At 38.5% G+C, this 14794-nt stretch carries 10 protein-coding genes; 2 read left to right on the top strand and 8 right to left on the bottom strand.

Annotation, left to right across the window (positions count from 1 at the left end):
• Positions 1–207: 207 nt before the first annotated feature.
• The gene (locus L2567_RS04300) at positions 208–2427 is read left to right on the top strand and encodes a hypothetical protein (protein WP_235296476.1); all 2220 of its coding nucleotides are present in this window, start codon (positions 208–210) and stop codon (positions 2425–2427) included.
• Here L2567_RS04300 and L2567_RS04295 read toward each other — a convergent pair.
• Genes L2567_RS04295 through L2567_RS04280 form a run of 4 tightly spaced genes read right to left on the bottom strand, consistent with a single transcriptional unit; the run spans position 2424 to position 5248 of the window.
• Positions 2424–3563, bottom strand: a complete 1140-nt coding sequence (locus tag L2567_RS04295) for a multinuclear nonheme iron-dependent oxidase (RefSeq protein WP_235296475.1) — start codon at positions 3561–3563, stop codon at positions 2424–2426. The two genes, L2567_RS04300 and L2567_RS04295, sit on opposite strands and share 4 nt — an antisense overlap.
• Positions 3548–3748 carry a chryseobasin-related MNIO class RiPP peptide gene (locus tag L2567_RS04290; protein WP_235296473.1) on the bottom strand — a complete coding sequence of 67 codons (201 nt, stop codon included), beginning with the start codon at positions 3746–3748 and terminating at the stop codon, positions 3548–3550. The genes L2567_RS04295 and L2567_RS04290 overlap by 16 nt, the downstream gene beginning before the upstream one ends.
• Before the next feature lie 59 nt (positions 3749–3807).
• Complete coding sequence (locus L2567_RS04285) at positions 3808–4563, bottom strand: rhomboid family intramembrane serine protease (RefSeq protein WP_235296471.1); 756 nt, start codon at positions 4561–4563, stop codon at positions 3808–3810.
• A gap of 1 nt (position 4564) precedes the next feature.
• Positions 4565–5248 (bottom strand): hypothetical protein, encoded by a 684-nt coding sequence (locus L2567_RS04280; RefSeq protein ID WP_235296470.1) that lies wholly within the window; start codon positions 5246–5248, stop codon positions 4565–4567.
• Between the two features lie 152 nt (positions 5249–5400).
• On the opposite strand from L2567_RS04280, the gene L2567_RS04275 reads away from it, so the two are divergent.
• Positions 5401–5991, top strand: a complete 591-nt coding sequence (locus L2567_RS04275) for a thymidine kinase (protein WP_235296469.1) — start codon at positions 5401–5403, stop codon at positions 5989–5991.
• Between the two features lie 74 nt (positions 5992–6065).
• Here the strand turns inward: L2567_RS04275 and L2567_RS04270 are convergent, their stop codons facing one another.
• The 4 genes from L2567_RS04270 to L2567_RS04255 are packed head-to-tail and all read right to left on the bottom strand — an operon-like array spanning position 6066 to position 14751.
• Positions 6066–7688 (bottom strand): alpha-glucosidase, encoded by a 1623-nt coding sequence (locus L2567_RS04270; RefSeq protein WP_235296468.1) that lies wholly within the window; start codon positions 7686–7688, stop codon positions 6066–6068.
• A 39-nt stretch (positions 7689–7727) separates the two neighbouring features.
• Complete coding sequence (locus L2567_RS04265; RefSeq protein ID WP_235296467.1) at positions 7728–8132, bottom strand: hypothetical protein; 405 nt, start codon at positions 8130–8132, stop codon at positions 7728–7730.
• Entirely contained in the window at positions 8129–11419 is a 3291-nt protein-coding gene (locus L2567_RS04260) for a VCBS repeat-containing protein (protein ID WP_235296466.1), read from the bottom strand. Before L2567_RS04260 ends, L2567_RS04265 begins: the two co-directional genes overlap by 4 nt.
• Positions 11416–14751 (bottom strand): VCBS repeat-containing protein, encoded by a 3336-nt coding sequence (locus L2567_RS04255; protein ID WP_235296465.1) that lies wholly within the window; start codon positions 14749–14751, stop codon positions 11416–11418. Before L2567_RS04255 ends, L2567_RS04260 begins: the two co-directional genes overlap by 4 nt.
• Positions 14752–14794 lie beyond the last annotated feature (43 nt).

Here is a 14794-nt window from a genome sequence, read left to right as displayed (position 1 = left end):
CCCTGGCCATCTTTTCCATTTCATTCTTCATGGCCACTCTGACATGACTTCTGACCCATTTCGTATCATGGTCATTGTGCTAAAAACCTTGCTTTTACAACTCCCATACCTCTAATTAGTCGATTCAATGAAGGAGTAAGAGATCCCTATGTTGATAATATCCGAATATTTGCAATCTTTGCTGATCGACAATTCGGCTGTAACTTGATGAACATCCAAAAATCATATTTACATTATCTGGGTATCTTTCTGTTAGCACAAGCGATACTCGCTATTTATCTCGGTCAAGCATTCTGGCGTCCATCAGACTTTGTCTTTACATTCGGTGGTGATGGTGCAATGATTTATTATAACATGATCTTTCACACTTTCTATGGTGAAGGGCTGATGTTGAGTAATATGAATTATCCGAGATTTGACTCACTCTTTATGACGGATGGTCAGGCATCTTTTGCCATCTTTTTTTCGTGGTTCCGTGAATGGATGACTCCTGAGTCAGTCATCGGATGGTCGCACAGACTCCATTACCTTTTATTCGGATTAGCAGGAATATTCCTGTATAAAACCATGGAATTAGTAAAAATCAATGAATGGCTCGGCTTCGTATCTACCTTACTCATTCTTTTTTTAAACCCATTAATGTTTCGACTCCAAGCCGGACACTTTGGACTATTCTATCCACTGGTTTTTACTTATACCTTTTACTACGTCACCAAACTGATAGTAGAAAACAAACCAAGCATTGCTGACATCGTCGGCCTTCTAATAATCCTGGTTTTTTTCGGACTTAATAATATCTACATCTCAATTATCAATGTTTGTTTTATGATGACTTTGGCCTTGGCCCTGGTTTTCATAAAAAAGGAGAAAAAGAAAGCGGCCCATTTATTGATCACAGGCACAATAGTCATGGCCATCATCTACTTCTTCCTTCACTTGACGGAGATAGATAGTGACCGCGTGGAGATACAATGGGGTTACAATGCCAACAGCCTGAATTTACGGAGCATCTTCATCGCTCCGGTCAGTTTGCTGTACAAATTATTGATAGGACACATCGATATTAAGTATACTGGCGGGGAAACCTGGATGAACATTGGCATTATACCACTGCTCACCCTAATCATTGCTCCGCTGGCCCTTATGAAGAGAAGCAGAAAGCTACATGAAGCTCAAAATATGAGGTTGTTGGCCAATGTTTTTCTAATCTCATCAGCCCTACTCCTTTTATATTCATCAGCCATACTTTATCAAATTGGATTTATAAGAGAACACATTTTTCATCAAATGTCTATTGCCAGTATGTTCAAAGCTTCTGGCAGATTTGCCACGCCTATTTATTTTATGGCCACACTATTCGCGGTCTATCACTTGGATCGAATATTAAAATTTAAGTACGGTTTACCCATAGTCATTATTGCCTTGTTCATCTGGGGCAATGAAACCAATTTATACTTATCACAAAATGCATTTACAGAAATGCATAAAAATCAATTCACATCTGAGAAGATCGATCACTTTTCAGAGGACATCGTCAATCCAGCTGAATTTCAAGCCATGTATACCTTGCCAGTAATGGTAGGCTGGAACGACAAGTTTCGCATTCAATCTAATTTCAGTTCGGAATATAATTCTATTCTTGTATCGTTAGCAACTGGATTGCCCATGATTAATGGAATGCTTTCGCGAATAGGCGTTACTGATGGCGAGCGAGCGATTCAAATGGCCGCCCACCCTTTGATTTATAAAGAAATCGTAGAAATCCTTCCGGGCGACAAGCCCATATTATTAATTTACAGCAAACTCCATGAGGATTACACAGAAGGTGAATTATACTTAAGAAATAAATCTGAGCTAATCCATGAGCAAAGTGATATTGAGCTGAGAAAGTTGAATGTTGACGAGATTAATGACAGATCACTGCAGGATAGCATACTGGCAGTTCTGGATGATCATTCTGATACAATATTTTCTAGTGAGCAAACTTTCTTTAAAACTGAAAAATTCGATGATATCTCAAATTATATCCACTTTTCTCCGCCTGGAGCACTGAAAATAGATGCTGAGCAAGAAATCCTTGGATTTGAAATTCCGGATACCATTGAAGGTCCTCATGAAATATCAATTTACTATCGCGTAAGCAATCGACTGTTTGGCACTCCTGCATTTAAAATCAGAGCCGTAGGACAGACAACTGCAGAGGTGGTATTACACGCTATTTCTGCCAAGGATAATTATATTGATTGGGTTAGAGTATCAGGCATTCTGGATATCCCTAAGGGAAGCTCTGAAATCACAGTCGAAGTCGTCGGAGTGAATCAGGAATATATCATAGATGATTTTATGCTTCGCAAGGTAAATGATCGAATTATCGATGGCGTGCATCAATTTTACAACAACTTTAAGGTGGGTAAGCTTCCTGATTAAAATCCTGATTTCCATTTATTGGCTATTGCAAATGCCGTTTCCAGCATGGAATCTTCCCATGATTCAATATTCCAAGGACTACTTGCAAGGGAGGAGTTTTGTAAACGTTTCTTTACGCTTCTGAAATCGACTGAATTTTCCAGAATGAAAGTCAATTCCTGTTGTTGTTTGGCCAATGTTTCATCACTAATTGGATGTTTAGAAAGTTTCAGATTTTTGGATTTAAAATCATTGGTGGCCAGTGGCTTTTCTAATTGCTTATGGTCGACTATACTTTTCATGGTTTCAAAGTCATCACGAAAACGCGCTTGTTTGACAATAGTATCCAGACCAGTTCCAAGCTGTTCAAGAATGACAAACTTAAGATTGGGCAATTTGGGTATGACTTCCTGTAGATATTCAAAAACTTCTCTGGGGACCGCATCATCGTGGGTATCTCTCCTTATCTTCCTATCCTCACTTTGAGCTATTTCCCAACTCCCGCCACTAATGTGAATTTCTCTTACTCGATCTAGTGGATACTTTAAGATCAATTCAGAAAATTCGATGTCAAAATTCATGCATTGGCAATAGAGATTGTGAAGATCCAGAATCAGAAAACCATTAACCTCCTCCAAAATTTGATTGATAAAACTTCCTTGCCTTATTAAGCCCTCTTTATCATAACAGAAGGCAAGATTTTCTAATCCCACAGGCTTTCCGCACGCATAACTCATTCGAGAAATTCGGTCGCGAGCTATAGCCAGGCTGTTATCAGAAAGTGGTACATTCAGAGGGGCACCTTTGTGAAAATCTTGTCCAGTCATGAAACCGAAGTGTTCGGAAATATGGTCAAACTCATACCTATCTGAAGTGACACGCAGGCCGTTTAACCATTCTTGTTGATCCTTTGTAAAAGTGCCATTAAAAAGAGAAAAATAAACGCCGTGGCCGATCAACCGACCTTCTTCACCAAAGACTGTAAGTAAATGGTCGAACCAATCCGGCAAATTATTGTGACTAAATAGTGTATCAAAAGACCATTCGATTACTTCTACTTCACCTCCCTTAAATAGTGGAAAACACGCACTTAGAATATTAGAATCCAGATTACAAGAGATACCGGAGTACAATTCCTTCCCTACCCCATTCCGCATGCAGGACAATTATACGGATAGGTATCACCGCCTCCTTCTGTAGCCCTTAATTCAGTGTGTTCTTCCTCGCAATCCAATGCGCAGTGTTCATAGTGAATTTCTTCTACATCTCCCAAACTGCAAGAGGTAGTTCCCAAGGCTATTCCGACAGCCATTGCTGACAATATTGATTTTGATAATTTCATAATGCTATTTTTTCACAATAGACGGCTCGAAATCAAAAAAGGTTGGTCGCTTGTAATGATTAAAGAGTAGAATCGGATTCCCATCCGGTATTTCTGGCTTTTTCAGCAGCAATTCGGGCCTGCTCTTCTCTTATCTGCCGCTGTCGCTCAGCAAATCGCTCCGCCTTGGTCTTTTCAAAGGTATCTCTTGGCAAGTAGTACTGATCAGGCTCAAGTTCTTCATCTGCCCACGGATCTACTTTGATTTCTTCATCTTCGACAATTCCCTTAACCATAAAGGCTACAATTAACCCTGCAAATGCACCGAATAAATGACTTTCCCAGCTGACCCCATCTTCATTGGGTACGATCCCTGCAAAATATCCGCTGTAAAGTATGGTTACGACCAGTGCTAGGACAATAGACCGAAGATTCCTTCTGAAAATCCCACTCCAGAAAATAAAACTGACCAATCCATATACCACTCCACTTGCACCGATGTGATAGCTTCTTCGAGCAAACAACCAGACCGCAAATCCTGTCAACAAATAAACAATAGTGAAAACAGGAAAGGCTACTTTTCTATAGAAGTAGATCAAAATCGTCGTCAATACGATGAGCGGTACAGAATTTGAAATCAGATGCTTTAAATCTCCATGTATAAATGGAGCGAAAAGAATGCCTTTCATCCCTGACCACTCCCGGGGGAAGACACCATACTGTCCAAAATTATGATCCGAGCTTATTTTCCAGATATGAACCAACCATAAAACACCCACCATGATCAAGGGAATCTTGATCAGGTTAAAAATGTCATGAAGGGTTTTTCTATCCAATCTATCTGAATCGTCGTTGAACCAATGTGATAAAACCAGCGGCCTTTTTCAATCTTTCTGCAGCTGACCAGTCATATTTTTGAGCAACATCCGATAGCAAATAAGATTTGGCTTCCTCGTAACTCTCCATCTGATTGATGTGATCTACACACGATTTAAAGGCATTGGCATCCCCGCCAAACAGCTCATTGACAGTTAAGAATCTATCGTTAATTCCCATCGCTGTATTCAAATCCTTAATCGGTGTACTTCGAAGCTTTTCGGAAACATCCTTAGCTTCTTTCATTTCAAACATGGCTACCAATTCCTCGTTGATGCCTTTCATGGTAATGGGCTCATCCAATACTTCAACTTCGCTTTTAGTATCCATTTGATGAATCTTCGGCATGGTCTGCGGAGCTACTTTAAACGTGTCTTCCGTAGGAATATCCGCTATTTCTTCCACAGCAGGATGTATAACTACATCTTCTTTTTCCGGCAGATCGATGACTTCCTTTGCCAATTTCACAGGCTCAATATGTCTGTCATCCTCCGCTCCGATCTCTAAGACCTGCTCGTATAGCTGCCGAATATAATTCAGCAATAAATCCTTTTCTATACTTGAAATTTCTTCATCTATGGATAATAAGCTATCGTGAAGAACATTTATTTTCTCAATTAACTTACTTACTCTTTTTAAACCCATAATTTCTGTTTTTCGCTTTTAAAATCGGTTAGTGCAATAATAACTAGTCCGACATTAAAATTATTGAGCAAAATTAATTTATTTTGACCTCTACCGGAAAAATTCGATGAATCCCGGTGCTAACAGGATTTTCAACAAAGTTTTAGGTACAGATGTTTTTAGAACCACATTTTAAAGGGCAAAGGAGTGGATGGATCGAGGTCATATGTGGGTCAATGTTTTCTGGCAAAACTGAGGAGCTGATTCGCCGCTTGAAAAGGGCAAAATTTGCCAATCAAAAAGTAGAAATCTTCAAACCTAAGACCGATGATCGCTATTCTGCACAAAGCGTAGTTTCGCACGATGAAAACACTATCGATTCTGTTGTAGTAGAAAAATCAACGGACATTCTGTCACGGGCAAATGACATCAGTGTGATAGGAATAGACGAAGCCCAATTCTTCGATGAAAAACTTACTGACGTTTGTCAGCGACTGGCTATACGTGGAGTCAGAGTGATCATTGCAGGACTGGATATGGATTTCAGGGGGAAACCTTTCGGCCCTATACCTCATTTGCTCGCTGTGGCAGAATATGTCACTAAAGTACATGCCATCTGCCCTCATTGTGGTAACCTGGCGACCCATTCCTACCGATTGAGTGCAGAAAAGGAAACGGTTGTTCTGGGTGAAAAAGACAAATATGAGCCTCGTTGTAGAATTTGTTATGAGATGGGTAACATCCTGGACTTGAAAATATACTAGCCTTTATAATCGTATTTACGCTTTGATACCTACTATTTAATCGAGCTAAAGGCCTGTTGGGGTCTGTTCAATGGTCAATTCTTGATTAGGATTCCTTCCCATGGATTTAGGTCAATGTTATTCTGAGGGAATCCTTTCCTATTATGTGTTGACATCAAAACGATACCTGAATCAATTCCGTGCCTATATTTCAATATGACCTTATCGGACATGTTTAAAATAGTAAAATAAATACCCCTTCTATAAAAGAATATTTGAGGATGTTCGACGTCATATACCTCAAGATCCGCATATACTAGATCGGTGTATGACTTTCTAAAGGAAATTAACCTCTTATAAAAATCAAAAATTTCCCTTGAAGTATCCAGATTAACTTCTTTATAATTGGGATTAACCTTGATCCATGGCTCCCCTTCCGTGAATCCCGCATTCTCACTATCGTCCCACTGTACAGGAGTTCGGGCATTATCCCTGGCCTGTCTATGGACAATCTTGAGAAATTCTGCTTCAGAAATGCGATCACCAGGAATGTGTTCTCTTTTAAAATTATGAATCTCGACATCGTCATAATCATCTAAAGAAGAAAAGGCCACATTGGTCATGCCCATTTCACTACCCTGATAAATGCAAGGTGTTCCCCTAAATGTAAGTAGAAGCATGGCTAGCAATTTGGCAGATTCTATCCTAAACAAACTGTCATTCCCGAACCTGCTGACCATTCTTGGAAAATCATGATTGTCCAGAAAGATATTGTTCCATCCGTTGTCCTTCATGGCCATATCCCACTCCATCCAACAGCGTTTAAAATCCTGAAAGGTAAATGGTCGGTAATCAAATTTACCCATTGGCCCAAAATCCATAAACATGAGATCTAATTGAAATATCATATTTAACTCATTGCGATCAGAGCTTACATAATTCAAAGCATGAGCTTTTGTTATTCCAGGACCTTCTCCTACTGTCATCACATCATAAAATTGTAAGACTTCACGATACATCTCCTGAAGGTATTCATGTATTCCTGGACCATTTGCGTAATGATTTTCAATCAAAAACTTTAGATCTGTTGATGGGCTATTTTTAAAAACTTCTGGTTTGGCGATTAGAGAAATGACATCCATTCTGAATCCATCTACCCCTTTGTCCAACCAGAATTTCATAATTTCATACACTTCCTTCCTCACTTTAGGGTTGGACCAATTCAGATCCGGTTGCTTTTTAGTAAAAAGGTGAAGATAATATGATCCAGTCTCCTCAGTTTGCTCCCAGGCGCTTCCTCCAAAATAGGAGATGTAGTTATTAGGTTCATCCGTCCAGTGATAGTAATCCCGATATGGATTGTCTTTTGACTTTCTAGCTTCCATGAACCACTCATGCTCATCACTGGTGTGATTTACAACGAGATCCATAATCAATTTGATACCCCTAAAATGCAAGGTTTTCAGGAGCAGATCAAAATCCTCCATTGTTCCGAACTCTGAATGAATCTTATAATAATCTCTGATGTCGTAGCCATTGTCATCATTAGGGGAATCATAAATTGGTCCTAACCAAACGATGTCTATTCCAAGCTCTACCAAGTGATCAACCTTTTCCAGAATCCCAGGCAAATCACCAATACCATCCCCATTGCTATCCTTAAAGCTACGCGGATATACCTGGTACATCACCGCTTCTTTCCACCACTTTTTCTGCATTATATCCGATTCACATCGATTCTGTTAACAGTGTAGACTTTAATTGGTCACGATTTTAATCACCCCATGTGCACCTTTATACCCGAACAATGCAGTATCTATGGGATCCTTTAATACTTCTATTGTCTTGATATATGAATTACTGGCCAAGGTAAACGCCGATTTGTAATCTGAAAACTGGCCATTGACAACAAATAAAACGGTGGATGCATTTTTTAATTGAGTTCGAATAAAGATCTGGGCGTCTTCACCACTTCCAGAGACTCGTACTCCTGAAAACTTTCTCAAGTGATTAGACAATTCGATATTGGGATCAGGGTTGTACATCACATTACCTCTTATCTGTGACATTCTGTCTTTTTTGTTCTCAGAGGCATCGCCACTCTTCACACTTACGCATGATGCCATGCACATAATCATCAAAAAGAATATTGAAATTTTCATAGTTCGTTTTTTAATTTCATAAAGATGGCTGCAGTCTCATTATTTCTGGCAAATATCAATGCCTTTTGACCTTTGATATTGATTGAAGCCGTACGACGCACCTGACCTTTTAAAGATAAGCCTTGAAGTGAAGAAATCCTAAAATTATTGGTCCCCTCATTAATCATGATGGTTCCATAGTTTCCATCATATCTTCCCATTTGTATGTTATTGTCATAAAAATTACCTCCTAGTACTATGTCCGGTAATCCATCATCATTAACGTCCATTGACATACCATCTTTGAGAAAATAGTACTGCAACTCTTCTGGCAATTCAGCCAACTTAAACTCACCTCTTCCATTATTAACAAACAAGGCATGTTTTAAGGTTTCAGCTTTTAAGATCTTTGCACCTTTAATCTTGTCATTACCCACTAGATCTTCGAGGTTAGCAGTTGCAAAATCTTCAGCGAATAGGAATTTTTTCTTAATAGATGGTATTTGTGTTTGCAATTCCCCTTTGGTAGCAAAAGGAATTTCGACACCATTGACATAATAAGTGAGTATCTGCTCCTTTGTACCATTGTCGTCAAAGTCATTGAAATAGAGCTTTAAACTTTGATTGTCATCCAATTTAAATTTATTGTTTAGTCCTGTGTTCAAGGCCAATATATCTTGATCTCCATCCTTATCAAAATCTTCCACGATCAAGCCATTCCACAATCCACTTTGATCTGAGATCGAAATAATCTCTACTTTTGCCCCTGTTAATTTATAAGCTTTTACGTGCCCCCATTCATAAGCGACTATCAGCTCTTTTTTAGGATCTTTATCGATATTGGCAAATATTGCGTCCTTTACTAATCCTCCTAATTCCAATGCTTCTATACCTTCATACTTAGATCTGGTAAATCGTCCAGAGCCATCATTAGTGAGTAAATAGGAATTGGGGGTTTGACCATAGCTGCCCGGAACAGATCTAGCCCCTAAAAACAAGTCCAGATCACCGTCTTGATCCCAATCCTCCGCTGCTACGGCTTGTCCTGTTAAAAAAATATCATTGAAAGCATCTGCTTTCCTCATCCATCCATTTCGATTCTGCAAATAAAGTCGAGGTTGATTGTATTTACTTGACAAGCTAAATTCATTACCACCACTGAGAACTAAAAGGTCATTAAGTCCATCGCCGTTGAAGTCCAATATAAGTGCGTCAATATCCTCATACATAGAATCTTTTGCCAGATCTACGATGTCACTTTTGGTAAAGCCCTCTGACTCTTGCAGATAAACAAACCCATTCTCTCTCTTAGAACCTCCTAAAAAGATATCTTGGTAGCCATCATGATTTAAATCGCCGATTGCCAATGCAGGTCCTTCAGTAGACACACTAAAAGGAATCAACGGTTCTCGGTCAAAATCTATGAACGGATTTTCTTTATGCGATGCTTTTAAGCCTAAATTCAAGGTAACTTCTTGAAATTTTATCTTATCCAATTCGTCTACTAGCAAGATAGCTTCTCTCTTTGAGGCCTCATTGTACTTAAACGTCATATCGTTTTCTACACCAACTTCTTGTGTCGAACTTTTGCCGTCAGGCCAAATAACGGTCAGGCTGTAATCTAATGAATCCTTAATATAGAAAACGGGTGTTTGATGACTACAAGATTGAAAACCTCTAACAGGGTAAAATTCTAAGTATTGATCGATGCCATTTCTGTTTTCTAAAATAAGTTTTGTGCCAATTCCATCTGGATTCTTGGTCTGTCCTTCTAAATGGACGTTTACGAAACTGTTTGTCTTATTCTTGTTTTCATAAATGAAAGCAGGACCATTTATATTATTAGCTACAATATCAAGATCTCCATCGTTATCTAAATCACAATACGTCGCTCCATTAGAATAACCCTCTTGATTATTTTTAATGGCAGCATTTACATGCTCAAACTTAAATCCCTCCTTGTTATAAAAGATTTGATTCTTAATCTTAATCTCTGGAATCTTACTTAGCATTTCGAGGTCAGATGTACTCAACTGTCCTTCCGCAGAATTTTTCTGCAATTCGGAATTACTGATAAAGTTGATATAATCAATATCATTCATTCTTTTCGGAATACCGTTACTGACGAAGATATCTTTTCGGCCATCCATATTGAGATCGGCTAAAAAAGTAGACCAAGACCAGTCGGTAGCATGGACGCCACTGTACATGGCCAGATCTATGAATTGATTATTTCCGGTATTGATTTGCATGGTATTGCGGGCAAACTGATAATTGTATCCAAACCTCAGTTTATAATTATAGGTATTGATGAGATCTTCTCCTTCAGATCTTCTTAAAATCTGATCATCATATGGCATCATATCTAAGGTGAAAACATCACTCCACCCGTCATTATTGAGGTCTGCAATATCTACACCCATTGAAAATCTGCTGGTGTAAGGAATTTGCTGATTAATTTGATCAGAAAAGGTGCCGTCCCGATTATTGATATATAGATAATCGTTTTCATGAAAATCGTTACCAATATACAAATCTGGATATCCATCCTGGTTAATATCAGAGACCGCAACGCCAAGTCCATAGCCGATACTATTAGTGTAAATTCCCGATTCTTCAGAAATATTTACATATATGGAATCTTCATTTCTATACAATCGATCACCTGATATCGAATCAACCTGGCCCACAAAATTTGATCTGGGACCGAAGGTATTGTTATTATGTACCGAATGATTAAGCAGAAACATGTCCAGATCTCCATCAACATCATAATCAAAAAATGCAGCCTGGGTTGACAAACCTGAAAAGTCAAGCCCATATTCCTTTGATGCTTCCTTATACTTTGGGATTCCGTCTTCAATAGTTTGGCAGATGTACAGTCGATTGTGACCTTCAAAACCATGGATTTGATTGACTTCACAAACGTAAATATCCAGAAGCCCGTCGTGATTAATATCTATGACTGAAACACCAGTTGACCATGAATTATTAAGCTCCTGGAATGCTTCCTCCGTAATATCCTTGAATTTCAGATTGCCTTCATTCAAATAAAGTCTATTAGAAACTTGATTGCCTGAAAAATATAGGTCCATCAAACCATCATTATTAAAGTCTCCTGCTCCTACGCCACCTCCATTAAAAAAATACAGATAATCAAGAATATTCATATCTGCCTTCTGTTCTAATTTATTATTGAAGTCAATACCTAATTCCTCTCCTGAGTGCAACAAAAATTCAAATTGCTCACTAGAGCATGCTGAAAGTAGACCTATGAGGATGACAGAAAAGTAAATCGATCGTTTCATATCGATTCTTTATTAATCATGAGAATTCTGGCCTTTGCGTCGTTAATGCCTATGATAACGAACCGTTGTCCTTGATGTGAAAAATGTTCAATAGATCTGACTACTTCACCTTTCTCATTTAATTTCAGCCAACCATTGCCAGTGTTAATTTGCTTCAGGTTGTTATCCTCAGTTTTTAATACAAATCCACTACCTGCATCAAGACTGCCAAATTGTGGTAAGAAAAAACGATTATTTCCACTGCCTATGATTTCATCGATTCCATCTTCATCCAGATCTACTTTATGTAATGCATTGACACTCGACCATTGTAAGTTCGGCTCAAGCTGTTCAATTTCAAATTTTCCCCCACCCAAATTATAGGCTATGACTGATGACAAGTAATTCACCTGCTTAATCGTTGAGTTTTGTAATTTTTCCTTAGGGAATAGATCAAAGATAGACTTAGTGGCATATTCAGAATGTAAAATATTCTGTTTCTTAAGGCCGGGAATTTGATCGATAAGGTCTCTTTTCATCATCACTGGCTGATCCATGCCGTTTCGTCTCTTCGTCAAAACTTTTTCAATTGAACCATTATCATCGTAATCACCTATCCACAGCAACAAAGGTTCTTGATCGTTAGCTTCTAAAGCAAAATTTTCACCAATATTGCCGAGTACTATATCCTGATCTCCATCCTGATCTATATCTAAAGTCTCCACTGCCTGCCAAAAGCCGGAAAAACTATCGAGAGATGTTGTAATAATTTCGAATTTTGAACCCGTCCACTGTATGATCTTTGGCGCCATCCATTCTCCTACTACCAATAACTCTTTTTGATCATCACCCACTAAATCCACCCACCTGGCATCTGTAATCATACTGGCCAACTGCAATTCCGGAACTATATCAGCAGTTACATCTACAAATCGACCTTTACGGTTATTCAAATAAATAAAACTACCCGGACTTAGACCATATCCGCCTGGTATCGATCTGCTACCCACAAATAAATCCGCAAAACCGTCTTCATTAATATCATGAGAAAGGATGATTGAAGTATTCAAAGCGTTAGGAGGAATGGCATTATAACTATACTCAAACACTCCATTATTATTGATATACAGTCGGTCAATAAATGCCCGGTTGTCGAATTGTACATTATTTCCACCAGAACCCACTACAAGATCTAAATCGCCATCGTTGTCAATATCTATGAACTCGGATGCTGTATCTTCGTATCCTTTAAATTTTTCAAACAACTCGGTTTGTACAGGCTTGAAACCCTTAGGTCCCCCCATTAAAAGTTGACCAGGCTGCTGATGTGCTCCCCCGAAAAATAAATCATCATATCCATCTTCATTATAATCTCCTAAAGCGATTGTAGGGCCCTCTTTAGAAAGCTGAATAGGTATGTTTCTTTCATAATAAAAGTCGACATAGTCATCCTCTCTATGCTCCAGAGAAACAAGGTCCATTTCAGTTAAGATGCTTGGAGCTTGTAATTCCGCGTTGCTTTGTGGTAAAATAAGACCCTCACCTTTATGGATAACATTAATAGTATCCACATTGATTTCGAAGAATTTTTCGCGTTCACCAGTCGGCCAAATGATCTCAGCGCTATCTACGGAATTTAAATTTCCGAGACCAAAATTCAGTTTATAATCTACTGATGATTGAAATCCTCTGAAAGGCATCAAGGTCTTGGTGTAAGCATATTCTCCACAGTATAGGGTCACCACAGATCCTACAGCCATTATATTTGCCTTATCTCCACGTAAAATTAATGAGGTGAAGTGTTGTTCAGACTGGTTTTCATAAAACAATACTTCTTGATTGACATTACTAATGACCAGGTCAAGGTCGCCATCATTGTCTAGGTCGCCATAAGCTGCACCATTGCTAAAGGTTTCTTCTTTTAAACCCCATTCTTCGGATTTTCTTTCAAAACGCAGATTTCCCTGATTGCTATATATGTCATTTTGGAGAGGAACACTCGGCATTTTATTGATGATGGTTTCGATCTCTTCTTTTTTCCCTGTCAATGCTTGTTTTTGAATAATATCATTGGCAAAAAAATCAATAAAGTCCTGATCGATCACATCTTTGTAGATTCCGTTACAAACTAAGATATCCTCTAAACCATCATTGTCAGCATCAAACATCAATGCTCCCCAGCTCCAATCTGTAGCTTCCACCCCTGCAAAATTGGAGACTTCGCTAAACTGACCATTGCCTTCATTTAATTGCAAGGTATTTTGCATGAATTGATTGTAAAAGCCTTGATTTACTTTGAGCGTTCTTAAGTCAATATTATCGAATGTAGTAGTTTTCTTCTTTCTGGTTTCATCTCCGGGAAGCATATCTGTAACAAAGATTTCAAAATGGCCATCATTATTTAAATCACCGAAATCAGCCCCCATAGAAGAATGAGAAATGTGTTGCATCCTTCTTTCTAGTTCCTCAGAAAACCCTCCTTCCTGATTATTAATGTACAAATAATCTCTTTCGAAAAAATCATTACACACATAAATGTCAGGGTAAGAATCGCCATTGACATCCGCAATGACAACCCCTAATCCAAAGCCGATTAAACTTCCGTAAATACCGGCTTCTTCGCTTACATCTTGAAAGCTACCATTATCATTCCTCATTAGTTTGTCACCACCTCCCTTTAAAAAATCTTTAACCTGCCAATCTTCAGCTCTCAAGTCTCTTTTGTTCGAGTAATTTAACGTGTTAACGGGTATAAAACTATTGTTTAAAATGTAAGCATCGAGGTCGCCATCCTGATCATAATCGAAGAAGGCTGTATGGGTGGTGTATCCAGCATCCGCCAGCCCATAAGCTTCAGCTTCGTCAAGAAATGTGTTGTCCTTTTGATTGATGAACAGCGCGTTTTTTTGGTTGCTTTCAGCCCTTTGTCCAGCATTGCATATGTAGATATCTAAAAATCCATCATTGTTAATATCTACCATGGACACACCAGTACTCCATTTATCGGCTTCCTCTATTCCAGCACTTTGTGATATGTCCTCAAATTGCATATTTCCTTTATTGAGATACAATTTGTTGCTCCCCAAATTAGAGGTAAGGTATATATCTGGCTGTCCATCATTATTGATGTCCCCAATGGCGACGCCTCCTCCGTTATAAAAGTTCCGATATGAAAAGATATTAAATTCAGAGGTATTGGTAAGGGTATTTGTAAAAGTTAAATTAGAATGTTCAGAGTCTATCTTCTTAAAAAGAATTTTATGATTGTCCCTGTCATCAATAGTGTCATTATCACAAGCTGTAAGTGTGATCAAAAACAAAACAAAGAACAGTATGTCAAAACTTTTAATCAAATCAATAATTATTAAAGGATAAAAAATAGGCTGTCTCCAAGAG

It is taken from the genome of Portibacter marinus (genome assembly GCF_021533195.1).
Taxonomy (GTDB): Bacteria; Bacteroidota; Bacteroidia; order Chitinophagales; family Saprospiraceae; genus Portibacter; species Portibacter marinus.
This window is presented reverse-complemented; position numbering and strand designations above follow the sequence as displayed.